At 39.0% G+C, this 25,804-nt stretch carries 23 protein-coding genes; 21 read left to right on the top strand and 2 right to left on the bottom strand.

Annotated features, from left to right (window positions below; translation table 11 throughout):
* Positions 1 to 2 precede the first annotated feature (2 nt).
* The 7 genes from ABH966_RS01515 (at position 3) to ABH966_RS01485 (ending at position 5,441) form a co-directional block, all read left to right on the top strand.
* Entirely contained in the window at positions 3 to 752 is a 750-nt protein-coding gene (locus ABH966_RS01515; RefSeq protein WP_370075268.1) for a Stp1/IreP family PP2C-type Ser/Thr phosphatase, read from the top strand.
* A 2-nt stretch (positions 753 to 754) separates the two neighbouring features.
* On the top strand, positions 755 to 2,731 hold the full coding sequence (gene pknB, locus ABH966_RS01510) for a Stk1 family PASTA domain-containing Ser/Thr kinase (protein WP_370075267.1): 1,977 nt from the start codon (positions 755 to 757) through the stop codon (positions 2,729 to 2,731).
* Positions 2,732 to 2,755: 24 nt separating this feature from the next.
* On the top strand, positions 2,756 to 3,640 hold the full coding sequence (gene rsgA, locus ABH966_RS01505) for a ribosome small subunit-dependent GTPase A (protein WP_370075266.1): 885 nt from the start codon (positions 2,756 to 2,758) through the stop codon (positions 3,638 to 3,640).
* Between the two features lie 2 nt (positions 3,641 to 3,642).
* On the top strand, positions 3,643 to 4,311 hold the full coding sequence (gene rpe / locus ABH966_RS01500) for a ribulose-phosphate 3-epimerase (RefSeq protein ID WP_370075343.1): 669 nt from the start codon (positions 3,643 to 3,645) through the stop codon (positions 4,309 to 4,311).
* A complete protein-coding gene (locus tag ABH966_RS01495) occupies positions 4,308 to 4,961 on the top strand; it encodes a thiamine diphosphokinase (RefSeq protein ID WP_370075265.1) in 654 nt (217 codons plus the stop codon). The genes rpe and ABH966_RS01495 overlap by 4 nt, the downstream gene beginning before the upstream one ends.
* An 18-nt stretch (positions 4,962 to 4,979) precedes the next feature.
* Positions 4,980 to 5,081, top strand: coding sequence for a stage V sporulation protein SpoVM (gene spoVM, locus ABH966_RS01490; RefSeq protein WP_100544041.1), 102 nt, complete (start codon positions 4,980 to 4,982; stop codon positions 5,079 to 5,081).
* 132 nt (positions 5,082 to 5,213) lie between these two features.
* Positions 5,214 to 5,441, top strand: coding sequence for a hypothetical protein (locus ABH966_RS01485; RefSeq protein ID WP_370075264.1), 228 nt, complete (start codon positions 5,214 to 5,216; stop codon positions 5,439 to 5,441).
* Positions 5,442 to 5,687: 246 nt separating this feature from the next.
* Here ABH966_RS01485 and rpmB read toward each other — a convergent pair whose 3' ends face one another.
* On the bottom strand, positions 5,688 to 5,876 hold the full coding sequence (rpmB, locus tag ABH966_RS01480) for a 50S ribosomal protein L28 (RefSeq protein ID WP_370042904.1): 189 nt from the start codon (positions 5,874 to 5,876) through the stop codon (positions 5,688 to 5,690).
* Between the two features lie 435 nt (positions 5,877 to 6,311).
* Positions 6,312 to 6,779: an HIT family protein gene (locus tag ABH966_RS01475; protein WP_370075263.1), complete on the bottom strand. Its 468-nt coding sequence runs from the start codon at positions 6,777 to 6,779 to the stop codon at positions 6,312 to 6,314.
* 734 nt (positions 6,780 to 7,513) lie between these two features.
* Between ABH966_RS01475 and ABH966_RS01470 the strand changes: the two genes are divergently transcribed.
* The 14 genes from ABH966_RS01470 (at position 7,514) to ftsY (ending at position 25,803) form a co-directional block, all read left to right on the top strand.
* Positions 7,514 to 8,719 (top strand): GGDEF domain-containing protein, encoded by a 1,206-nt coding sequence (locus tag ABH966_RS01470; RefSeq protein WP_370075262.1) that lies wholly within the window; start codon positions 7,514 to 7,516, stop codon positions 8,717 to 8,719.
* Between the two features lie 109 nt (positions 8,720 to 8,828).
* The gene (locus ABH966_RS01465; protein WP_132357473.1) at positions 8,829 to 9,191 is read left to right on the top strand and encodes an Asp23/Gls24 family envelope stress response protein; all 363 of its coding nucleotides are present in this window, start codon (positions 8,829 to 8,831) and stop codon (positions 9,189 to 9,191) included.
* Between the two features lie 18 nt (positions 9,192 to 9,209).
* Positions 9,210 to 10,859, top strand: coding sequence for a DAK2 domain-containing protein (locus tag ABH966_RS01460; RefSeq protein WP_370075261.1), 1,650 nt, complete (start codon positions 9,210 to 9,212; stop codon positions 10,857 to 10,859).
* 351 nt (positions 10,860 to 11,210) lie between these two features.
* Positions 11,211 to 11,873 carry an L-serine ammonia-lyase, iron-sulfur-dependent subunit beta gene (sdaAB, locus tag ABH966_RS01455; protein WP_370075260.1) on the top strand — a complete coding sequence of 221 codons (663 nt, stop codon included), beginning with the start codon at positions 11,211 to 11,213 and terminating at the stop codon, positions 11,871 to 11,873.
* A 14-nt stretch (positions 11,874 to 11,887) separates the two neighbouring features.
* On the top strand, positions 11,888 to 12,799 hold the full coding sequence (sdaAA, locus tag ABH966_RS01450; RefSeq protein ID WP_370075259.1) for an L-serine ammonia-lyase, iron-sulfur-dependent, subunit alpha: 912 nt from the start codon (positions 11,888 to 11,890) through the stop codon (positions 12,797 to 12,799).
* Positions 12,800 to 13,644: 845 nt separating this feature from the next.
* Positions 13,645 to 15,690, top strand: a complete 2,046-nt coding sequence (gene recG, locus ABH966_RS01445; RefSeq protein WP_370075258.1) for an ATP-dependent DNA helicase RecG — start codon at positions 13,645 to 13,647, stop codon at positions 15,688 to 15,690.
* A 130-nt stretch (positions 15,691 to 15,820) separates the two neighbouring features.
* Complete coding sequence (fapR, locus tag ABH966_RS01440) at positions 15,821 to 16,399, top strand: transcription factor FapR (protein ID WP_132357884.1); 579 nt, start codon at positions 15,821 to 15,823, stop codon at positions 16,397 to 16,399.
* Positions 16,396 to 17,388: a phosphate acyltransferase PlsX gene (gene plsX, locus ABH966_RS01435; RefSeq protein WP_370075257.1), complete on the top strand. Its 993-nt coding sequence runs from the start codon at positions 16,396 to 16,398 to the stop codon at positions 17,386 to 17,388. The genes fapR and plsX overlap by 4 nt, the downstream gene beginning before the upstream one ends.
* Positions 17,389 to 17,626: 238 nt before the next feature.
* Positions 17,627 to 18,580, top strand: coding sequence for an ACP S-malonyltransferase (gene fabD, locus ABH966_RS01430; protein WP_370075256.1), 954 nt, complete (start codon positions 17,627 to 17,629; stop codon positions 18,578 to 18,580).
* Positions 18,573 to 19,319: a 3-oxoacyl-[acyl-carrier-protein] reductase gene (gene fabG / locus ABH966_RS01425; protein ID WP_370075255.1), complete on the top strand. Its 747-nt coding sequence runs from the start codon at positions 18,573 to 18,575 to the stop codon at positions 19,317 to 19,319. Before fabD ends, fabG begins: the two co-directional genes overlap by 8 nt.
* 57 nt (positions 19,320 to 19,376) lie before the next feature.
* Positions 19,377 to 19,613, top strand: coding sequence for an acyl carrier protein (gene acpP, locus ABH966_RS01420; RefSeq protein ID WP_036124798.1), 237 nt, complete (start codon positions 19,377 to 19,379; stop codon positions 19,611 to 19,613).
* 596 nt (positions 19,614 to 20,209) lie between these two features.
* Complete coding sequence (gene rnc / locus ABH966_RS01415) at positions 20,210 to 20,974, top strand: ribonuclease III (RefSeq protein ID WP_370075254.1); 765 nt, start codon at positions 20,210 to 20,212, stop codon at positions 20,972 to 20,974.
* Between the two features lie 3 nt (positions 20,975 to 20,977).
* Positions 20,978 to 24,559: a chromosome segregation protein SMC gene (gene smc / locus ABH966_RS01410; protein WP_370075253.1), complete on the top strand. Its 3,582-nt coding sequence runs from the start codon at positions 20,978 to 20,980 to the stop codon at positions 24,557 to 24,559.
* A complete protein-coding gene (gene ftsY / locus ABH966_RS01405; RefSeq protein ID WP_370075252.1) occupies positions 24,556 to 25,803 on the top strand; it encodes a signal recognition particle-docking protein FtsY in 1,248 nt (415 codons plus the stop codon). Before smc ends, ftsY begins: the two co-directional genes overlap by 4 nt.
* The last annotated feature ends 1 nt before the right edge of the window (position 25,804 follow it).

Here is a 25,804-nt window from a genome sequence, read left to right as displayed (position 1 = left end):
TGTTGAAATACACAGTCGAAAGTGATATTGGGTTAAAACGAGCAATTAATGAAGACCGTGCGGCATTTTTTAAACGTCCAGACGGGCTTGCACTAGCACTTGTAGCAGACGGCATGGGTGGTCATAATGCTGGCGATGTAGCGAGTGATATGGCGATGAAGCGGATAGAATCCGTTTTTTTACAGGCAGAGGCACATCATTTTGCATCAACAACATCAAAAAAAGAGTGGTTATTACAAGCGGTCAAGCAATTGAATAAAAGTATATACGACTATTCTTTATCACACGAAGACTGTAAAGGAATGGGCACGACGTTTATTGCAGTGTTAATTGAAAAAAATCATTGCTTTATCGCACATGTTGGTGATAGTCGTGTGTATTATTTCTTTGATGATGGTGCACAACAAATAACAAGAGATCACTCCTATGTAAATGTTCTGGTTGAAAATGGTGAAATTAGTGAAGAGGAAGCGTTGACGCATCCGAAGAAAAATTTCATCTTAAAAGCAGTTGGTACAGAAGAATCGATCGAACCTGACTTTTATGAAGTTGATTTAGCATCAGAATCGTATTTACTCATTTGCTCTGACGGTTTAAGCAATAAACTTACAGTGTATGAAATGGCATCAATTATTACGTATCCGGATTCAATAGAAGAAAAAGGACGAAAACTTGTGGAATTAGCAAATGCAAGCGGGGGAGAGGACAATATCTCCCTCGTGCTACTCACAAGGCTAGATGAGGAGGTGTAAGTATGCTTGTAGGTAAACGAATTAGTGATCGCTATAAAATTATAGGGCTAATTGGTGGCGGTGGTATGTCCAATGTTTATTTAGCACATGACATGATTTTAAACCGTGATGTAGCGATCAAAATATTACGCTATGATTTTACCAATGAGGATGAATTGCATCGCCGTTTTCAACGTGAAGCACTTTCTGCTACAAGCCTTACACATCCAAATATCGTTAGTGTTTATGATGTAGGTGATGATGGTGATCTACATTATATTGTGATGGAGTATGTCCAAGGAAAAACATTAAAGCAGTACATACAGGAATTTGCACCAATTTCTCCTGCTAGAAGTGTGCATATTATGAAGCAGTTAACATCAGCAATTGCCAATGCTCATGAAAATCATATTATCCATCGTGACATTAAACCTCAAAATATTTTAATGGACGCTGAAGGAAATGTGAAAATAACTGATTTTGGCATAGCGATGACGCTTAGTGCAACGTCATTTACACAAACGAACTCCGTACTAGGAACGGTGCATTATTTATCACCAGAGCAGGCTCGTGGTGGTACGGCAACAAACAAATCTGATATTTATGCACTTGGCATTGTTTTATATGAATTATTAACAGGGGAATTGCCGTTTTCAGGCGAGTCAGCTGTTTCAATCGCGCTTAAACATTTACAATCCGAGACACCGTCCGTTCGTGCATTCGATGCTACAATACCTCAAAGCGTTGAAAATGTTGTGCTAAAAGCTACAGCGAAAGATGCTTCTCATCGTTATTCAACTGTAGAAGAAATGCAGGCAGATTTAGAAACAATTTTATCGCCAAATCGAATCAATGAACCAAAGTTTGTCATACCGGAAGATAATGATGTGACAAAGGCTATCCCGATTATAAAAGAGCCAATTATACGTAAAGACGAAGATTTAACGAAGACCAGAGTAATCGAACCAATTACACAAGCAAAGCCGAAACCCGAGGCTAAGAAGCCTGTGGAAAAGACAGCACCTGTAAAGAAAAAGATAAAATGGCCAATATATGTTGCTGGACTAATAATAGCGGCTATCGCCATCTTCCTATCCCTTTATTTTGGCACAGATCTATTTATTCCTAAAAAGACGCCTGTACCTAGTGTGGCTAATTTGACAGTTGAGGAAGCTACGAAGAAATTAGTGGCTGAAGGTTTTACTGTTGGTAAAGAACCTCAGGAGCGTTATGATGAGGACGTTGAAAAGGGTAAAGTTATTGAAACAGACCCTGCGGAGGGTACAGAGCGTGTAAAAGGTACGGAAATAGACTTAACCGTCAGTCTTGGAGTAGAAACGACGAAAGTGGAAGATTATAGAGGACAGCAAATCAGCCAAGTTCAATCAATGTTAAAGGGTGGTAAATTTTTAGACCCGGATATAAGTTGGGTGCATTCAACAGAGCGAGAAGGAACAATTATTGATCAAGAGCCTAAACCTCAAGAAGAGGTAATCGCTAAAGATACAAAGATGAAATTTAAAGTAAGCGCAGGTATACAAATGGTTACCATAGGTAATGTTGTGAATTACACGAAGGCTGAAATGGATGACTATGTAAGAAGTAAAGGCTTAAAATGGAGTATTGCCCGTGAAGACTATCATAATACAATAGCTGCCGGAAGTGTTATTTCCCAATTGACAAGAGCTGGGACTGAAGTTGAACCAGGCTCTACAATAGCTGTTGTTATAAGTAAAGGCCCTGCCGAAAAACCTGTAAAAACTATGGTGAAAACTGTGCATGTGGAAATACCATATGAACCAACAGAGGAAGGTATGGAGCAATCTATTCGTATTGAAATTGAAGATAAAGACCATACAATGTCAACAGCTGCCGATGAATTTACTATTACGGCTAATAAACCGTATAAAATACAGCTTGTCATTGAAGAGGGCAAAGTAGGCTCATATAGAATTATACGTGACTCGCAAATTATTTCTGAAGAAAGTTTCAATAATTGATGATGTTAAATAAGGGGGAATTGGATGGCGCAAGGCCAAATACGTAAAGCATTAAGCGGTTATTACTATGTATATGATGGAGAACAACTAATACAATGTCGAGGACGTGGGGTTTTTCGCAATCGCGGGGAATCCCCACTCGTTGGCGACAATGTAGAATACACTCTGGAAACAGAGGGATCAGACGGTACTATTCAAAAAATTATGGAACGCCAAAATGAATTAGTACGTCCTCCAATTGCCAATATTGATCAAGGGATTTTGGTGTTTTCTGTAAAGGAACCTAATTTTAATACAATTTTACTGGATCGTTTCTTAGTTGTTTTAGAGTCATTTCATGTTCATCCGATTATTTGTTTAACAAAGATGGATTTGCTAGAAGATCATGAACGCGAGGAATTGCAAAGCTATATAGCAGATTATGAAAGCATGGATTATACAGTGCTACAAACCTATAAAGGTGAGGAAGAATTAGTTGATCGTCTACAACCTATTTTAAAGGGAAAAAGTTCCGTGTTAGCAGGGCAATCTGGAGTTGGGAAATCTACACTACTTAATACATTGATTCCAGATTTAAATTTGAAAACCGGAATTATTTCACAAAGCTTAGGGCGAGGAAAACATACGACTCGCCATGTCGAATTAATCGAGGTATGTGACGGCTTATTAGCAGATACTCCAGGATTTAGTTCGTTTGATTTTGATGAAATAGAAAAAGAAGAATTAGGCGCATGCTTCCCTGAAATGGCCCGTATGGCAGATGATTGTAAATTTAGAGGCTGTTTACACTTAAAGGAGCCAAAATGTGCAGTAAAGGTAGCTGTTGAGGCGGGAGAAATTCGTGACTATCGTTATAAACACTACAAACAATTTATGCAAGAAATTATGGATCGAAAGCCGAGGTATTAATGATGATACAAATAGCACCATCAATTTTAGCAGCGAACTTTGCTAAATTAGGAGAGGAAGTTAAAGAAGTAGAAAAGGCAGGGGCACAGCTTATTCATATCGATGTTATGGATGGTCATTTTGTGCCAAATATTTCTTTTGGCTCTATTGTATTAGACGCCATTCGTCCTTTAACTGATTTACCATTAGACGTTCATTTGATGATCGAAAATCCTGATCAATATATTGAACAATTCGCCAATGCAGGAGCAGACTATATTACGGTGCATGTAGAAGCTTGCCGCCATTTACACCGTACAATTCAATTAATTCGCTCGTATGGAGTCAAACCTGGTGTTGTATTAAATCCACATACACCAATAGAATCTATTCAACACATTTTAGAAGATATTGATATGGTGTTGTTCATGACAGTGAATCCAGGGTTTGGTGGGCAAAAATTCATTCATTCTGTTGTGCCAAAAATTGAAGCATTAGCAGCTATTATTAAAGAACGTAATCTCGATATTGCTATAGAGATTGACGGTGGTATTAATGCAGAGACTATTATTCCTTGTGCCAAAGCAGGAGCAACAATTTTTGTAGCTGGTTCCGCTATTTATAGTAAAGAAGATCGTACCGCGGCCCTACAGGAAATTTTAGCTGCTGGTGAGGCTGCGATTCAAGGATGACAGTAGTCGTTGTTTGTGCAGGTGGGCCAAGAGCGGAACTCTGTTCATTTAGCCCGTATAAAGAACAAAGTGATGTGTTATTTATCGGAGCAGACCGAGGAGCGCTATATTTAATCGAGCAAGGAATCACACCGCATGCCACAGTAGGAGATTTTGACTCACTATCGCAAGAGGAATACAAGCTGGTGATGGCACATACAAATGATAGACAACGATTCCAGGAAGAAAAAGATGAAACGGATACGGACTTAGCGTTATTAAAAGCTTTGACCTATACACCGCAAGAAATTGTACTTACAGGTGTTACAGGTGGTCGTTTAGATCATTATGAGGCAGCGGTTCGTTCGATTTATCGGTTACAAAAAGAGCATCCGCAGGTAGTATTGAAGATTATTAATCATGCAAATATGTTGCAATTTTTAATGCCGGGCAAGCACTTCATTGAAGCAGACGAACAATACCGTTATTTATCTTTCTTTGCACATGAAGAGCCGATTAAAGATGTGACATTAAGGCATGTAAAATATGAAACAACAAATGAAGAAATCTCTCTTGGTACATCTCGCTTTACAAGTAATGAAATAATAGGGAATTCAGGGTCTATATCTTTCTCGCAAGGCATATGTTTAATGATAAGAAGCATAGATTAGCGTAAGGGGGAGAGAGTCCTGAAAGTATATACGTTCCAGCTGCCGAAATTTGTAAGTAGTATTACGCGTACATGTATCAACATTTTTAAAAAAGAAAAGAAAGTAAAAAAATCCGACTAACACTAGTCGGATTTTTACTTTTTGGGAAATAAATGTATCTGCGAAATTAATGTAGCATGTAAAAAAAATGGTGCTTCAGCAAAGCGAGGGGTTGATTTCCGTTCCGACTGGGCGCTTTCCTGGGGGCGTCCGATGAGCCGCTTCACTCGCGTTGCTCGCTCCAGGGTCTCGGGCCAACACGAGGTTGGTCACGAAGGTGTTATCACAGGACGTGATGGTTTTAGCCTTCGTTCCTCTATTGCTGATCCCCAAGGAGTCGCCCAGTCTCCACTCCAATCAACAACTTCACATAGCATGCGACAGCAACAACAAATGGACAATCACATCACTGTTAGTAGTTACTCTGTTCAAATAAGGTGAGTAGCTATACCGTTCATTTTTGACATGCATAAAATTGATAAAAGATGAAGATTGTTAATTTCTGCAGATTGTTGCTGCTATATGTAATGAAAGCCGCTAGGAATTACTATGAGAAGTAATTTCTAGCGGCATAGTCATTTTATTATATAAATATTCACAAAGGCGGTTGGTAGTTTGCCTAGTTATTGAGACAGAAAAAAATCGATTTTGCGCCAAATGCGAAAATCGATTTTTTGGAAGCGACGATTAAACGCGCTCGATTTTACCTGATTTTAATGCACGAGTAGAAACCCATACACGTTTTGGTTTACCGTCTACTAAGATACGAACTTTTTGAAGGTTAGCACCCCAAGAACGTTTGCTAGCGTTCATAGCGTGGGAACGGTTGTTACCAGTACGAGCTTTACGCCCAGTGATTACACATTGTTTTGGCATGTTGTATTCCCTCCTTACTGTTAATGCTGAAAGATTATTATTTCAGTTCGGTATTTCACATACCATAATAATTTAACATACGATGACGTTCAGTGCAATAGTTTTCACATAACCTTTCAAGAAAAAAACCTTTACAGACAAAAAGTACTTGTTAAATAATGGTTGTTGATTTCTAGGTGTTACAATTCCTGGTATATAGTAGCTCGATTTTAACCCGCACTAACTGCACGCCCGATTTGTATGTAATATATAAAAATAAAATAGTTTTTTAATTAGGCTCGTTGAATTAAAGTACCCACCTATCAGCATAATGGATAGATGGGTACTTAAGTGGTCTTTATGTTTATTTTGAACTTCTATGAATAAAAAATTTATATATTTTTTTGAAGACGAAAAGCATACCCAATCCCTTTGTTTGAATTAAAACTAAATGACCTAAATATTTTGGTGTATCCATGAACGTAACTTTTCAGCGTAGAAAGGTCGTTCGTCAGGATCTGTGTAGTAACCTTTCGTCATGTAAAGATTGTCACCTTCATATCTTGGATATACATGAAGATGATAATGCCACACATCTTGATTTCCCGCAGGTTCATTATGCTGCCGAGTAGAAATCCCATCACAACCGTATGTATTTTTCATTGCAAATGCTGTTAATTGAGCAACACGATGGATTTCAGTAGCCATTTCTGCTGGAAGTTCATATATATTTTCAAAATGTTCGTTCGGAACAACTAGAACATGTCCTTTATTGTTCGGCCACCATTTACTCGCAATAAATGCTGTTACATGTTTGTTTTGATAAATAATGTCTTTTTGTTTTGTACCATTATTTTGTTTTTCTTTCCCTGATACAATCCGACAAAATGGACACTCATAATTTTTTGGCTTATGAGAATACAACTTAGCACACCACCATTTCCTTATGTATATAAATATTGAAATATTTATCAATACTTTTATTATATAAGGAAATCAGAAAGAGGGTATGAAAATAAAATTTCTACGCCACCTTTAAAATCTTTATTATCTTTAATGACTTTAATATTTTTTAAACATTTTATGAATATATAGATGCCTAGAATGTTGTTCAGTAAGGAAAAATTCCGCTCCGTGCTACTCTATTTCTTGATGGTGAGCGTCGAGCCACTTCTGCCGTAACAGTACGATGACACTTCATTTTCGCAGAAAACATTGATTGCTTCCGCTACGTTACATTTCGCTTTCGCACAGACAAAACCCAGTTGTTGCCCTGACGCCCCCGGAAAACGCCCAGCCGGAACGAAAATCAACCCCTTGCTTTGCCGAAGAATCATTTTTTTACATAACATTTTCATTTCATTGAAACAATAGTTTTACAAAAAACATGGAAGTTGATTTTTGAAATAAAGCATCAGCTTTTTTATTTTTTTTGAGAATATTTTATGCAGCGAAGTGAAATGCCTGCTATAAAGTTTTGTTTTTGACTACATGAAACCTGCCTAGCAATATGGTAGGTTTTTTGAGCTTTTTTAAAGGTCGAGCTAATCTTGTTCAATTTTCAACGATTTTGCAAAGACTACTTGTATTTTTCATTATTTAGACGATAAATAAAGGACAAATTATTGCAAGATTGTTTATTAGGGGCGGAAGAAGTTATGGGAAATCAAGAAGAGCTAGCTCTCTCTATACAAAAAGAAATGATTCAATTTAACTTAAAACGCATGCGAACAGTAGCATGGATATTGATGTATATATCAGCCATTATTACAATTATTCATTATGGCGAGGTCTTCTTTGTGAAAACAGAAAGAGCGATGGTGCCAGCTTATATAGCCATCCACACTATATTGTTTTATCTAGATCTAGCGGTGTTATTATTTGTGAAAGAAAAGAAACTTAAGGTTACATCCCTTAATTTACGAAAATACGAAACGATCTTACTTGCTTACATCTATACAATATTGTTATTAATTTCTGTCATAACCGTAATGGACGTTTATTTCTTTAAACATACTGCTCTTTATGAGGTGCTGTTTTTATTGATTTGCACTGTTTTTGCTATCCCTTTCCTGAAAATTTTTTGGATTATGTTAATAACAGTGTCGCCAATTTTAATAAGTGCTTATTTGAGTGTTGGAATATCAGGTGAAAGCATTAAAATATTTTTACCGATGTCTCTTATTATTCCCATAGGGCTAATGATTCAGCGTCATACTTATAAAGTTCAAAGTAAAATTACGAAGCAACATATTTTATTACAAGAAGAAATGAAAAAATCTAACAATTTGTCAAAATTATTAGCTGAGAAAAATAATGAACTATCAGAACAAGTGCTTCGGGACACGTTGACAAATTTGCCTAATCGACGAGCCTTTAATAATAAATTGACACAAATAGGGCAACAACTTAGTAAACCAACATCTTTATCGGTCATGATGATTGATATTGATTTCTTTAAAAATTTAAATGATTATTACGGTCATTTACAGGGTGACGAAGCATTGATAAAGGTGGCTGCTCTATTAGATGAAATTGCAGAAAAGTATAATGCATTTGCAGCGCGGTGGGGAGGCGAAGAGTTTGTAATCGTTAGTCAGCATGCCGCAAAGTTTTCAGAGCATGTTTGTGAGGAAATTCTAGAGGAAGTACGCAACTTAAATATTCGTCATGAACGTTCGGAAGTAGCTGATATTGTAACAGTCAGCATCGGGATGTGTCATGCCAAAATTTCAAATAGCGAGCAACTGAAAATATGCTGTGAATTAGCTGATCAAGCACTATACACAGCAAAACAAAACGGTCGTAATAACTTTTACTGCAAAAGTGGAAATTTCGATGAAGATGTATGTTTACCTTTTTAATGTCAGTAAAACGTTGATACAATGCGCTTTCATGCCTTCTAAGGTTGCTTAATGCATAACGAAAGTGTTACAATATCATTTAGTCAAAAAGAGCCAAGGGGGCATTTCTATGTCAATTGAATTAAACAATGAATTCGGCCAAATTGATATTTCAACAGATGTACTTGCACAAATAGCTGGTGGCGCTGCTGTAGAATGCTACGGTATTGTTGGCATGGCATCTAAACATCAAATTCGTGATGGTCTAACTGATATTTTACGTAAAGAAAATTTTGCAAAAGGTGTTGTTATTCGAAAACAGAACGACGATTTACATATTGATATGTACATTATTGTTAGTTACGGGACAAAAATTTCGGAAGTTGCTTATCAAGTACAATCGAAAGTGAAATATACAGTGGATAAAACATTAGGTATGAGCGTGAAATCTGTCAATATCTTTGTGCAGGGCGTTCGTGTAGCGAATGATTAAGAGGAGGAACTAATTCTAATGCAGTCTTTAGACGGAATAAAGTTTGCAGAAATGGTGCAAATGGGTGCTCATCACCTATTCCAAAATGCAAATTATGTTGATTCATTAAATGTATTTCCAGTACCAGATGGTGATACAGGAACGAATATGAACTTATCGATGACATCTGGGGCAAAGGAAACGGAGCAGTATGCGTCAGAACATATCGGCAAAACAGCTCAAGCTTTATCAAAAGGTTTACTTATGGGAGCACGCGGAAATTCAGGCGTTATTTTATCGCAGTTATTCCGTGGCTTTGGTAAATCGATCGAAAAAGAAGCGACAATTGATGCCATGGGCTTTGCCGGTGCCTTCCAAGCAGGCGTAGAAACTGCTTATAAAGCAGTAATGAAGCCAGTTGAAGGAACGATTTTAACGGTTGCACGTGAAGCGGCGAAAAAAGGTGTAGAAGTGGCAGAAACTGAAACCGATATCATTGCAGTGATGGAAGCATTTACTGCTGAAGCACAGGCTTCGTTGCAACGTACGCCTGAACTTCTTCCTGTTCTAAAAGAAGTCGGTGTTGTAGATAGTGGCGGTCAGGGTCTTCTATTTGTGTATGAAGGATTTTTAGCATCTTTAAAGGGCGAGCCATTACCGGTGAAAAATGAAGCAACTTTAGATGATTTAATTAATGCAGAACATCATAGAGCACAAGATTTCATGAATACTGTGGATATTGAATTTGGTTATTGTACAGAAATCATGGTACGTTTTGAAGAAGGAAAAGAGCCATTTAGCGAAGAACAATTCCGCAATGAATTAAATCCTCTAGGTGATTCTTTACTCGTTATTTCAGATGAAGAAATTGCAAAAGTGCATATTCATTCTGAACAACCAGGCGCTGTTTTAGCAATGGGTCAAAAATATGGTAGTCTTATTAAAATTAAAGTCGATAATATGCGTGAACAGCATTCTGCCATTGTTGGTGAGGATCATAAAGCTCCTTCTTCAGCTAAAAAAGCAGAAAAGCACCCATATGCAATTGTAACGATTGCAATGGGCGAGGGAGTTGCTGAATTACTTCGTTCAATTGGTGCCTCTTATGTTATTGAAGGCGGTCAAACAATGAACCCTTCAACTGAAGATATTGTGAAGGCAGTACAAGAAATTGGTGCTGAAAAAGTATTGATTTTACCAAATAACAAAAATATCGTGATGGCAGCAGAACAAGCAGTAGAGCTTTTAGATATAGAAGCGGCTGTAGTTCCAACGAAAACAATCCCTCAAGGTATGGCAGCAATTTTATCGTTTAATCCAGAAGCGGCAGTTGAAATGAACCAAGCAACAATGACAGAAGCCTTCGCAAATGTTAAAACTGGCCAAGTAACTTATGCAGTTCGAGATACATCTATTGATGGTGTGGAAATTCATAAGGATGATTTCATGGCTCTTGCAGAAGGGAAAATTGTATTATCTACTCCAGCATTAAAAGATGCTGCTGAGAAGGTGATTACTGATTTGGTGGATGAAGATGCAGAAATTGTAACAGTCATCTATGGTGAGGATACAACCGAAGAAAATGCCTCAGAATTAGTGAAATTCATTGAAGAGAATTATCCAGAGGTTGAAGTAGAGTTATTTAATGGTAAACAAGGATTATATCCATATATTATTTCAGTAGAATAATTCACTCTACTTTGCGCATAAGTAGACAAAGCAGTGCACAAGCCGTGTACTGCTTTTGTTTATGGTACAAGGAGAATAGGGGATAATAAACGAGCTAAATTAGCTAAAAATAAATGATTTGATGTATGCATCCAGTAGACACTGAACTTGGAAATACTGGAATATCAGCATTTTGAAATTATTGTGTATACGGAGTAGACAAAAGTTAATCTATATTTCCGTTGTGTAAATTATAGTCGTGTAAATTTTCTGAAAGTTGATAAAGAAGTGCTTTACTTTTATAGTAACTATCAAGCATGATATAAATAAAAAATCGATATTATTATAAGGATAGAATAGAGGGATGTTATTATGAAGTTTACTTCAGTATTTGATATTATTGGACCAGTGATGATTGGGCCTTCTTCTTCTCATACAGCAGGTGCCGCACGAATTGGACGCGTTGCCAGAGATTTATTTGGAAGACAACCAAAATGGGCGAAAATCCACTTATATGGTTCGTTTGCTGAAACGTATAAAGGACATGGAACAGATGTAGCTTTGGTAGGGGGCCTATTAAATTACGATACATTCGATGAGCGGATCAAAACAGCTTTTGCCGATGCAGAAAAGGCAGGGTTAGATTATGAGTTTATCCCAGAAACAGCAAATATGGAGCATCCGAATACAGCTCGCCTTGTAATTGGCGATGATGAAGGAGAGATGTCCGTTGTTGGTATTTCTATCGGTGGCGGTAAAATTGAAGTGAGTGAGGTTAATGGCTTCAAACTACGTCTAACAGGTGGTATGCCAGCAATCCTTGTTGTTCATGATGATCGTGCTGGCTGTATTGCCAATGTGGCAAATTGTTTAGCGATGCATACAGTCAACATTGGACATATGGAGGTTTCACGTATAGAACGTGGTTTAACGGCCCTTATGGTGATAGAAGTCGACCAAAACATTGAGGATAAAATATTACAACAAATTTCTTTAATACCACATATTTCGAAGGTTTCTAAAATTAATAACTAAGGAGGTGCCCCAATATGGACGTATTGTTTCATAATGTTCGTGAACTAGTTGAACGAGCGGAGCAAGAAGGAAAGCTAATTTCTGAAATTATGATTGAGCAAGAAATGTTAATAACTGGACGCTCAAGAGATGAAATTATACAGCAAATGGACAATAATTTAACGGTGATGGAAGAAGCTGTTGAAAGAGGCTTGAAGGGTGTAAAATCTGTAACAGGCTTAACGGGCGGTGACGCAGTATTGCTTCAAAATTATATTGCGCAAGGCAAATCACTGTCGGGGGATTTATTACTAGACGCGGTGAGTAAGGCTGTTGCAACAAACGAAGTTAATGCAGCTATGGGTACAATTTGTGCTACTCCAACTGCGGGTTCTGCTGGGGTTGTACCAGGGACATTGTTCGCGGTAAAGAACAAGCTAAATCCGACGCGTGAGCAAATGATTCGTTATTTATTCACATCGGGTGCTTTCGGCTTCGTTGTTGCTAATAATGCTTCGATTTCAGGTGCCGCTGGAGGCTGTCAAGCAGAGGTTGGCTCAGCTGCTGGTATGGCAGCGGCTGCGATTGTAGAGATGGCTGGTGGTACGCCTCAGCAATGTTCAGAAGCATTTGCTATTACATTGAAAAATATGCTAGGGCTTGTTTGTGACCCGGTAGCGGGATTAGTAGAGGTTCCTTGTGTTAAGCGAAATGCTATGGGAGCGGCAAATTCCCTTGTGGCAGCGGATATGGCACTTGCAGGGGTCACAAGTCGCATCCCGTGTGACGAAGTGATTGGTGCGATGTACCGAATTGGACAATCTATGAGTCCGAATTTAAAAGAAACTGCACGTGGAGGACTTGCTGCAACACCAACAGGCAAAGCTATTAGCAGAGCCATTTTTGATAATGGCAATTTAGAAAGTATCAAGTCACTTCAAAAATAAAAATATTCAACACGCTTTTCCTAAGTGGAAGGCGTGTTTTTTTGAGGTTCTACATGGTGTAGGTGAAAATGTAAGGCATAATGGTGAAATAGTTCGGGAGGGTAGTTTTGACAAAGAGAGTTTTGCCAACAATGTTCATTTGTTCTAGTTTGCGATTTACAACAATTAATAACCCTCTTCATAATTGAAATTGGGTCATTTTTTAATTGATGTTGCATTAAAATTTGGACACTTTCTAAAAAGTAACTTACCCGCATTCATCTCACCACTTATAGAGGTAGGAGACTTTTGTAACTGCCGTTTCACTTACATTACATAAAAGATTTGTACCTGTCACTATGCTTTCGATACAATAAACATTCACTGATAGAAGTTAAAACGAACGCCGTGTATATAAGTTGATTGGAGTGGAGGCTGGGCGACTCCTTGGGGATTAGCGTCACAGATGAGACCCTGCAGCGAAGCGAAGCGGCTCATCGGACGCCCCCAGGAAAGCGCCCAGCCGGAACGGAAATCAACCACGCTTTATGGTGATGAGTCAAGAATATGGAGTATCACCAAGAAAATGTATTGGGATGAAAAAGTGATTATTCATGCGATATAATTAACTATTAATCAACTGAATTGCTATCTTACTGAAAATGAAAAGTTATATAATGATATTGAATATATAAAATGCTTAGTATGTTTTATTCAAAAGTGTTAAATGCAAACAACATTATTATGAAAGCTAAGAGTAATCGTAAGAAAGGGGAAAACTCATATGCTGAAAAATAGTATGGTTATACGAATGACTATAGGTAAAGTACTTGTGGTGAAAAACTTTGGAGGAGCTGTCGTGCAAGGTGACTGATCTAACGAATCCCGTTACTGAATTAAAGGGAATCGGGAAAGAAACAGCAGGGCATTTAGAGGCATTGGGCATCGAGACGATTGCGGATTTGTTATGGACATTTCCGCATCGACATGAGGATTTTCGTTTAAAGGATTTAGCACAAACACCACATAATGAACGTGTCACAGTTGAGTGTAAAGTTGAACGTGAACCGACAGTACTGTTTTTAGGTCGCAATAAATCACGATTACAAGTCACGGTGCTGGCAGGTCGACATTTAGTTAAGGTTGTTTTTTTTAATCAAGGCTATTTGAAGCAAAAGCTTGTACCGGGAGCTATTATAACCGTTACGGGAAAATGGGACCGTGGCAGACAAGTAATCAATGGAACGTCTGTAACGTTTGGCCCTAAGACAGATCAAGTTGACTTTGAACCTGTTTATAGTCTAAAAGGTTTGATTCCACAAAAGCGTTTTCGTAAATATATGCGACAAGCGTTAGATGAGTTTGGTGCAGAGATACCGGATGCTGTTCCGCAGCATTTACAAGCCGATTATAAGCTTGCTACAATGCGTGAAGGGCTTGAGGGAATTCATTTCCCTGTTGATGCTGGGCATGCGAAACAGGCTAGAAGACGTTTTGCCTATGAAGAGTTACTAAACTTTCAAGTACGTATTCAAGCGTTACGTAAAATTAGGAAAGATAGTGAGCGCGGTACAGTTATACAGTTTGATTTGCAAAAGTTACGTGCTTTTATCGCGTCATTACCCTATGAATTAACAGGTGCGCAAAAACGCGTTGTCAATGAAATTTGTAAAGATTTGAAAGAGCCACATCGTATGAACCGCTTACTTCAAGGTGATGTAGGGTCGGGGAAAACAGTTGTTGCGGCAATATGTTTATATGCTGCTGTAACTGCTGGTTTTCAAGGGGCGTTAATGGCGCCAACGGAAATTTTAGCTGAGCAGCATGCTGAAAATTTAAAGGAATGGTTTGAGCCGTTTGGCGTACGTGTAGCTTTACTATCAGGATCGACGAAAGCAAAGGAGCGTCGTTTACTTTTAGAAGAACTGGCAAACGGAGACATAGATATTTTAATTGGTACACATGCGCTAATTCAGCCTGATGTTGTTTTTTACAAACTTGGTTTTGTTATAACAGATGAACAGCATCGTTTTGGTGTAGAGCAGCGTAGAATATTGCGTGATAAAGGGGAAAATCCAGATGTACTCTTTATGACGGCGACACCAATCCCGCGTACACTCGCGATTACAGCATTTGGAGAAATGGATGTTTCAATGATTGATGAAATGCCAGCGGGGCGTAAGCAAATTGAAACGCATTGGATGAAAAAAGAGCAATTTGGCTCTGTTATGTCAAAGCTAGAATTAGAGCTTGCTGCAGGTAGACAGGCTTATGCTATTTGTCCACTAATCGAGGAATCAGACAAGCTGGATGTACAAAATGCTGTAGAAATCTATGAGCAACTTGCAACATATTTTAATGGGCGTTACAATGTCGGATTAATGCATGGTCGCCTATCAGCGGATGAAAAAGACGCTGTCATGCGAGCCTTTAGTGAGGGAACTATTCATGTGCTCGTGTCTACAACTGTTGTCGAGGTAGGAGTTAACGTACCGAATGCAACTTTTATGATTATTTATGACGCTGAACGCTTCGGCTTAGCACAGTTGCATCAGCTGCGTGGGCGTGTTGGGCGTGGTGAACATCAGTCATATTGTGTGTTACTAGCAGATCCAAAATCCGATGAAGGTAAAGAGCGAATGCAGTCGATGACGGAAACGAATGACGGCTTCCGCCTAGCTGAAAAGGATTTGGAATTACGTGGTCCAGGTGATTTCTTTGGGCGTAAACAAAGTGGTTTGCCTGATTTTAAAGTAGCGGATTTAGTGCACGATTATCGCATACTAGAAACTGCGAGAAAAGATGCAACGGATATGCTTGAGACGGATGCTTTTTGGCATGATGATGAGTACAAATATTTGCGTGAAATGCTTGAAAATTCAGGTGTTTTACAAGGGGACCGCTTCGATTAACTGAATCTTTGATGTTCAATTAGGAATGTGAGCGCTTGTTTTAAAAACAAGTCTTGCATTCTTTTTTTATACTCTATATACTGATATTAGTACCAAGTGCTAATAACAACTAAAAAGGTGGCGAATGATGTTGAGACGAACGAAAAAAGAGCGACAGCGACAATTATCCGAAACGATAGCTGATAATCCATTCGTCACAGATGAACAGCTAGCAACACAGTTTCAGGTTAGTGTCCAAACAATTCGTTTAGATCGTATGGAATTATCTATTCCGGAATTACGAGAACGAATTAAAGATGTTGCTTCGAAAACCTATGAAAATGAAGTTAAATCACTACCGATTGATGAAGTGATCGGAGAAATAATTGATATTGAATTGGATAATCGTGCATTATCTATTTTTGACGTAAAAGAAGAACATGTTTTTCAGCGCAATGGCATCGCACGTGGACATCATTTGTTTGCACAGGCAAACTCATTAGCGGTAGCAGTAATTGACGACGAACTAGCATTAACAGTACATTCTAACATTACCTTTGTGAAACCTGTTAGAGCTGGAGATCGTGTTATTACAAAAGCGATCGTTATCGGACGTGATGAAAAAAATCATCGTACAAAAGTAGAGTTAACGTCCACTGTTAACGGTGAAACAGTTTTTGTTGGTGAATTTGATATGTACCGCACGAAAGGTAAAGGTGAACAACAATGAAATTAGCGCTTGATGGAATGGGTGGAGACAACGCACCAAAATCAGTTGTTGAAGGTGCGTTATTAGCATTAGAACAAATTCCAGATTTAGAAATTCAATTATATGGTCAGCAGCAAAAGCTTGAACCATTTTTAAAAATACATGATCGATTAACTGTAGTACAGTGTGATGAAGTTGTCGAAGGAACAGACGATCCAGCACGTGCTGTTCGTCGTAAAAAGGATTCATCCATGGCACGCATGATGGATGCGGTTGAAGAAGGAAAGGCGGATGCTTGTCTTTCAGCGGGTAATACAGGTGCTTTAATGGCAGGAGGCTTATTTAAAGTAGGACGTATTGAAGGGATTGCTAGACCTGCTCTAGCCACTACACTTCCTACTTTAGATGGTAAGGGCTTTTTAATGCTCGATTTAGGGGCAAATGCGGACGCACGACCTGAGCATTTATTGCAATATGCGATTATGGGCGATATTTATGCGAAAAAGGTAGGTGGCTTACAAAAGCCACGTATCGGCTTATTGAATATCGGTACTGAAGATAAAAAAGGGAATGAATTAACGAAGGCAGCTTTTGGCTTATTAAAAGAAGCTGATTTAAATTTTATTGGTAATGTTGAAGCTCGAGATTTACTTGAAGGGGTAGCGGATGTTGTTGTAACAGATGGCTTTACAGGTAATATGGTGCTGAAATCGATCGAAGGTACTGCTGGCGCGTTATTTTCAATGCTAAAAGAAGCGTTTATGTCTTCAACAAAAACGAAAATTTCGGCAGCACTTATGAAAAATAATTTACGTGACCTAAAAAATAAAATGGATTACACAGAATACGGTGGTGCAGGCTTGTTTGGTTTGCAAGCACCTGTCATTAAGGCGCACGGCTCATCCAATGCCAAAGCAATATACAGTGCAATTCGCCAAGCAAATACGATGGTTGAGCATACAGTCATCTCGACGATTACAGATACAGTACGTCACTTAGAAATTGATTAACTTATTTCAGCGGGTGTCCAAACACCCACTGAAATAGAGGAACTCAGTCTAAGAACGCCACGTCCTGTGGCAATTTATGTGTGCGAAAGCGAAGCGACAGCAATAGGGTTTTATCTGTGCGAAAGCGCAGCGTCAGCAACAACACACGACTGAGTGACCAACATCATGTTGGCCTAAAGCCTCCGGCGGACGCAAATTAGGCCGAGGCATAATTGATTAAAAAGGGGATTAATAAAAAATGACGAAAATAGCATTTATTTTTCCAGGACAAGGTTCTCAAGTAGTTGGGATGGGGCAAGAGTTTATTGAGAATGCGGCAGAAAGTAAAGCATTTTATGAGCGTGCAAATCAATCGCTTGGCTTTGAGCTATCTAAGCTGATGTTAGAGGGACCAGCTGAGGAGCTCACATTGACTTACCATGCACAGCCGGCACTCTTAACTACTGGTGTAATGGTTGCAGAAAAATTACGTGCGGCAGGTATAACACCAAATTTTGCAGCTGGACATTCACTTGGAGAATATGGTGCATTAGTAATCGCTGGTGTGCTCTCGTTCGAGGATGCAGTTTCTGTTGTGCATAAGCGGGGGCTTTATATGAATGAAGCTGTACCTGCAGGGCAAGGTGCTATGGCAGCTATTCTGGGGATGGAGCTTGAGGCACTGCATGAAGTAACTGAAAAAGTATCTGCAGCAGGTGAGCCAGTTCAGGTAGCGAATGTAAACTGTCCAGGGCAAATCGTTATTTCTGGTACAAAAGAAGGCGTTGAAAAGGCTTCTTTAGCGGCAAAAGAAGCTGGTGCAAAACGAGCAATTCCTTTAGTTGTTAGTGGTCCATTCCATTCAGAGCTAATGCGACCATCATCTGAAAAATTAAAAGCAGCGTTGGCTGATATATCATTATCAGCTCCACAAATTCCTGTAATCGGCAATGTAATGGCGAAAGGATTAGAGGATGTTCCAGCTGTTCAGCATGAATTAGTAGAACAAGTATATAGCGCTGTGCAATGGGAAGCATCTGTGGGTGAAATGATTGCGCAAGGTGTGGATGTCTTTATTGAGTGTGGACCAGGCAAAGTATTAAGTGGATTAGTGAAAAAAATCGACCGATCTGTTGCAACATACTGCGTTTATGATGAAGCATCATTAGAGGCTGTACTAGAAGCGGCGAAGGAGTGGACAATTAATGCGTAAATTAGAGGGTAAAGTAGCTGTTGTAACGGGTGCTTCACGTGGAATAGGAAGATCTATTGCATTAAAGCTTGCTGACGAGGGTGCTAAAGTTGTCGTTAACTACAGCGGTTCACAGGCGAAGGCAGAGGAAGTTGTCGCGGCGATTCAAGAGAATGGCGGCGAGGCAATAGCCGTACAAGCGAGTGTTTCAAAAACAGAGGAAGTTTCAGCATTAATGGATGTAGCGGTGAAAACATTCGGCTCGCTTGATATTTTAGTCAATAATGCGGGCATTACGCGTGATAACTTGTTAATGCGTATGAAAGAAGATGAATGGGACGCTGTGCTAGATACGAACTTAAAAGGTGTTTTCCTTTGTACGAAAGCAGTAACACGTCAAATGATGAAGCAACGTGCAGGCCGTATCATCAATATTTCATCGATTGTCGGTGTAGCTGGTAATGCAGGGCAAGCTAACTATGTAGCTGCAAAAGCCGGTGTTATTGGGTTAACTAAAACAACTGCAAAGGAATTAGCATCACGTAATATTTTAGTAAATGCAATTGCACCAGGCTTTATAGAAACTGAAATGACTGAGCAACTACCAGAAGATATAAAGCAAGGTATGCTTACGCAAATTCCTCTAGCAAAACTTGGGCAGCCTGAGGATATTGCAAAGGCCGTAGCTTTTCTAGCTTCAGATGATGCTAACTATATGACAGGTCAAACGTTACATATAGATGGCGGTATGGTAATGTAATTTCAATTAGTCATAGATAATGATTTTTTGTATAATCATTGAGGGGAGGTGAATGTTTTGTCTACAGTATTAGAACGCGTAACAAAAGTAATCGTGGACCGTTTAGGTGTTGAAGAAAGTGAAGTTACACTAGAAGCTTCTTTCCGTGATGATTTAGGTGCTGACTCATTAGACGTAGTTGAGCTTGTAATGGAGCTTGAAGACGAATTCGATATGGAAATTTCTGATGAAGATGCTGAGAAAATCTCAACAGTTGGTTCTGCAATTTCATACATCGAAAGTAAATTAAACTAATCCGTTTAACTTTATTGAGCAGAAATTAATCACCTCTATCGGTGTTGACATGAATGCGGTCATTATACAATAAATGTTTATGATTAAATAAAGTTAAAGCCTTTAGCAGAAGTTACTCATGCTTTACTTCAGTGGAAGAGCAGATACTATGCTGAGGTGTATTTAAAAAGGGGACGAAATGGTTCGTTTAGCGAACCATGATCGTCCTCTTTTTTATCTTTATTCAGTAGAAGACACTCACTTGTGAAGGTGGTAAGAAGAATACAATAGTCGTTCCTTTTTAGTGAGTGTCCTAACACCTACTGATATTAAGGAACTCAGTCTAAGAACGCCACGTCCTGTGGCGACGACTGAGTAACCAACATCACGTTGGCCTAAAGCCATCGGACGCATTGTTTATCTGCGCGAAAGCGAAGCGTCAGCGGCAAATGTTTCCTGCGCGAAAGCGAAGCGTCAGCGGCAATTACGCCAAGGTGAAAAGGGCCTTGAAAAAAATAATTTCCAAAACATTGTATTTAAGCCGAAATACTTTTGCATAAATGCCTTGAAAAAGGTACACTTAAACGGTAGAAACTATTAGGAAGGCAGATTGTTCAATGGCTATGAAAAGAAAAGGAACTATGCAGAAATCTGGCGTGCTTCCTGAAAAAGTACGCAATCAATTCGAGCTGTTACAGCATGAATTAAATATCACATTTATTAATAAAAATTTATTGTATCAAGCATTCACACATTCATCTTATGTGAATGAGCATCGCCGTAAATTGTTTACGGATAATGAGCGTCTTGAATTTTTAGGAGACGCAGTACTTGAACTGTCTGTTTCTAAATACCTTTTTGAGAAATACTCTCATATGAGTGAGGGTGAACTGACGAAGCTACGAGCATCCATAGTATGTGAGCCTTCACTTGTTATCTTTGCAAATGAATTAGGCTTTGGTCGCTTTGTATTACTTGGAAAAGGTGAGGAATTAACAGGTGGACGGGAACGCCCAGCGTTACTTGCAGATGTATTTGAGTCATTTGTAGGTGCCCTTTATTTAGATCAAGGCTTACAAACGGTTGTGTGCTTTTTAGAACGAATCGTATTCCCGAAAGTAGAAGTCGGTGCTTTTTCGCATGTGATGGATTTCAAAAGCCAATTGCAAGAAATGGTACAGCAAACAAATAACGGTCTTCTTCATTATGAAATTATTGATGAAAAGGGTCCTGCACATAACCGTACCTTTGTATCGAGCGTACTATTAAATGGGCAAGAGCTTGGTATTGGTCGTGGGAAATCAAAAAAAGAAGCCGAGCAGCAAGCTGCGCAATGTGCGATGCGTTCAATGCGTGAGCAAACTGCAAAAGAGGAGGCTTAATAGATGTTCCTAAAACGACTCGAAGTGATTGGCTTTAAATCTTTTGCGGAACGCATTGGAGTTGATTTTGTACCTGGTGTTACAGCGGTGGTCGGACCAAATGGTAGTGGTAAAAGTAATGTCATTGATGCTATTCGTTGGGTACTTGGGGAGCAATCGGCAAAGTCGTTACGTGGGGCAAAGATGGAGGATGTTATTTTTGCAGGAAGTGACTCACGAAAGCCACTAAACTTTGCAGAGGTAACATTAATTTTAGATAACACAGATGAACAACTAGCTTTTTCTTATACAGAAGTTAGCGTAACAAGACGCGTATACCGTTCAGGTGATAGTGAATATTTACTAAATAACCAGCAGTGTCGCCTGAAGGATATTACGGACTTGTTTATGGACTCAGGACTTGGGAAAGAGGCCTTTTCCATTATTTCGCAAGGCCGTGTCGATGAAATTTTAAATAGCCGACCTGATGACCGTCGTTCTATTTTTGAAGAGGCAGCTGGCGTATTAAAGTATAAACTAAGAAAGAAAAAGGCAGAGCATAAGCTTGTTGAAACAGATGAAAATTTGTATCGTGTTTTAGATATATTACATGAGCTAGACAGTCGTCTGGAGCCGTTAGAAATTCAGGCATCAAGTGCAAGAGATTATGTGCAAATGTCAACAGAGTTAAAGGATTTTGATATTGCTATCCTTGTGCACGATTTAAAAAATTGTGCACAATCTTTGCATGCTCTGAAAGCTGAGTATACGGAGCTATATGAAACGGAGCAAAAACAAGCTCATCATATTTCTTCGATAGAAAAGCAAACTGCAAGTATTCGTAAGCTTTTAAAAGAGTTAGATGATTATCTAGATACGACTCAGGCTGAGTTTGTTAATGCAACGATGGAGGTAGAGCGTTGGGATGGTCGTAAAGCGTTAATGGCTGAAAAGCGACAAAATGCTTCTAATCAACTACTTCAATTGAATACGGCATTACAGGAAGCAAAAGATGAGGCTGAGGCACTTATAGCTCAAGAGCAAGAGAAAAAAGAATTGTTCACTGAAAAACAGCAAGAGGTTGCAGCGCTGAAACAAAGCATTAAGCAATTAGAACAATCTTTGAATCGCTCAGTTTCTGAAATTGAAGAAGAAATTGAAGAACAAAAAAACCGCTATATCGACTCTTTAAATGAAGAAGCAACAGTTAAAAATGAATTGAAAAATATTGAACAACAGTTAGCGCAGCAAAAAGCGATGGCGACACGAATGTTAGACCAAACTGATGAAATCGGGCAAGAGCTTGCGCAAATTCTAGCTGAAAAAGAGAAGCTAGTTGTTGCTCATACCACAACAACTAAAGAATTGCAGGAAAAACTTGAGCAATATGAAACATTGCAAATACAGCTTAAAAACGTCAATGCATCATTTAATGAAAAGCAGGATATGCTTTATAAAGCTTATCAGCATCAGCAGCAACTGAAAGCTAGAAAAGATACGCTTGCTGAGCTTGAAGCAGATTTCTCCGGGTTCTTCCATGGAGTAAAAGAAGTATTATTAGCACGTGATAAAGGTGAATTAGCTGGGATCGAAGGAGCCGTGGCAGAGTTAATTCAAGTCGACGGGAAATATTCTCAGGCTATCGAAACAGCATTAGGAGCAGCCTCTCAACATATTGTGACAACCAATGAACAATTTGCTCAACAGGCAATTCATTGGTTAAAACAAAAGAGAGCTGGACGCGCAACTTTTTTACCTAAAACTGTTATCAAGTCACGGAAGATCAATCTATCTATGATTCAGCTAGCCACTGAGCACCCAGCATTTGTCCAAATGGCTGATGCACTTGTAACGTTCGAAGAAAACAACCGCACAATTGTCGAGAACCTCCTTGGTAATGTTATCGTTGCATCAAGTTTAGAAGGTGCAAGCCAAATTGCTCGTTTATGTGGGTTTAGGTATCGTGTTGTAACACTTGAAGGTGATATCGTCAATGCAGGTGGTTCATTAACTGGTGGTGCAATGAAGCAACAATCTTCACTCTTTACAAGAAAAGCGGAATTAGATGGTTTAATAGTAAAGCTAGAATCGTTGGAAGCATCTATTTATAGTGCTGAACAGTCTGTCTCAGTTGAGAAAGAGAAGCTTTCAACACTGCGAGACAAAGTAGAACAATTGAAACTTGACGGTGAGCAACTTCGAAAAGATGAAATGCAACAGGCGAGTCGTATACGCGAGCTAGAGGTTGGTGAGAAAAGCTTGTCTGCACGTGTATCTTTTGCTTCTAATGAGACACAAGATGTAAAAACACGCGAAGAAGCATTGTTAGCTCAAAAGGAAGCGGCTACGGAGCGTTTAACGGCATTAGCAACAGAACTGTTAGAGATAAATGAAACAGTGGAGCAACTAAGTAAGGTGAAGCTACAAAGTGAATCGGAGAAAGATTTACTTCGTGAGCAGTCAGCGGAAAAACGCTCGCAGTTAGCGGTAATGCAGGAGCAAATGTCACAAGTGCAAATTGCTACAGCAGAGTTAGCTCTACAATTAAACAAAGCTCGTCAAAAAGTCGAAAATATTTCTCAGGAAATAATCTGGCTTCAATCTGATGAATCGACAAAACTTTTAAGCGATGAAGAAGTGGATGAGCAAGTTGCTACGTGGAAAACGAGAAGAGATTCGTTGCAAGACACTATTTCACAGAAAAAAGATGAAAAAGTAGCACAACAACAAGAGCTTACTACTTTAGAAGAACAGCTGAAGGAATTGCAACGTACACATAAAGGCTACCTTGAAGCAATACGTGCAAATGAATTGAAGCGAAGTCGCGTAGAGTTTGAAATCAATAATTTCAATGAACAGCTAGAAGAAAACTATCAGCTATCATATGAGGAAGCTGAAGAGTTAGCCCTTGCAATTGAAGATGAAGAGCATATGCGACGTCGAGTGAAATTACTGAAGAAATCTATAGAAGAGCTAGGTCCTGTTAATTTGAGCGCCATTGAGGAATACGATCGCGTACTTGAACGCCATTCATTTTTAACAGAGCAGCGTGAGGATTTACTTGCTGCACAGGAAACATTACATGAGGCTATAAAAGAAATGGATGAAGAAATGACGCTACGATTTAGTGAAACCTTCTATGCCATTCGAGAGCAATTTAAACTCGTATTCCGTGAATTATTTGGTGGAGGACAGGCGGATTTAGTGTTATTGGACCCTCAGAATCTGCTAGAAACAGGTATAGAAATTGTAGCACAACCCCCAGGTAAAAAATTACAAAATCTAAGCTTGCTTTCAGGTGGCGAACGTGCACTAACCGCAATCGCTTTATTATTCTCCATCCTAAATATTCGACCTGTACCATTTTGTATTCTCGATGAGGTAGAGGCGGCTTTAGATGAGGCAAATGTCGTTCGATATAGTCAATATTTGAAGAAATTTAGCCGTAATACGCAATTTATTGTGATCACACATCGTAAAGGAACGATGGAGGGAGCGGATGTGTTGTATGGTATTACAATGCAGGAATCTGGCGTATCTAAACTTGTATCAGTAAAATTGGAAGATGAACCCGTACTTGCGGAGCAAAGGAGCGAACAAGCATGAGTTTTTTTAAACGTTTAAAAGATAAATTGACAGGCAATCCCATCGAGGAAGAAAAAGTAGTAGCAATCAATGAAGAAGAAGCTGCTGAACAGAAGCAAGACGAAGCAACAAAGCCTGCTCAAATTGAAGCAACTGTAGATGAAATGGAAAAAGCCGAGGATCTTTCTGTAACGGAAACCTCAATTGAAACAGAGACTCCTGTAGCAATTGAAGATCAAGAGCAACAAGAGGTGCAAGAGGTCGCAGTAGTAGAAGAACCTGTACAGGAGAAAAAACCTTCTGCATGGTCTATTACACAAAAGTTCAAGGCTGGCCTTGAAAAAACGCGTAATTCATTTACTTCTAAAGTAAACGACCTAGTTGCTCGTTATCGAAAAGTGGATGAAGATTTCTTTGAAGAATTAGAAGATTTATTATTACAGGCAGACGTTGGCTTTGAAACAGTAATGGAGCTAATGGACAAATTACGCTTTGAGGTTCAGCGTAAAAATATAAAAGATACGGACGGTATTCAAACGATTATTTCTGAAAAACTTGTGGAAATTTATGAGCAAGGAGAAGAGGATTTAATCGAGCTTAATATGCAACCTAAAGGTGAGCTTACGGTAATTTTATTCGTAGGGGTAAACGGTGTTGGGAAAACGACGACAATCGGTAAACTTGCGCATCGTCTGAAATCACAAGGTAAAACAGTTGTTTTAGCAGCAGGTGATACTTTCCGTGCTGGTGCCATCGATCAATTACAAGTTTGGGGAGATCGTGTAGGCTGTGAAGTGATTAAACAATCGGAAGGTTCAGATCCAGCAGCGGTTATGTATGATGCAATTCGTGCAGCGAAAAACCGTAATGCAGATGTGTTAATTTGTGATACAGCAGGGCGCTTACAAAACAAAGTAAACTTAATGAATGAGCTTGAAAAAGTTCATCGAGTAATCTCACGTGAGGTACCGAATGCTCCGCATGAAGTACTATTAGCATTAGATGCAACAACAGGTCAAAATGCACTTGTTCAAGCACAAACATTTAAGGAAGCTACAAATGTAACGGGGATCGTTTTAACGAAGCTTGACGGCACTGCAAAAGGTGGTATTGTTCTTGCTATTCGTAATAAATTACACATTCCTGTGAAGTTTGTTGGTCTTGGTGAAAAAATGGATGATTTACAACCATTTGATGCAGAGCGTTATGTGTATGGCTTATTTGCTGAAGGTTTAGATAAAGAATTACAAAATAGTGAGGACTAGG

The sequence above is a fragment of the Lysinibacillus sp. RC46 genome, from assembly GCF_041262385.1.
Lineage (GTDB): Bacteria > Bacillota > Bacilli > Bacillales_A > Planococcaceae > Lysinibacillus.
The sequence above is the reverse complement of the archived record's forward strand: the minus strand, read 5'-3'. Positions and strand labels throughout refer to the sequence as shown.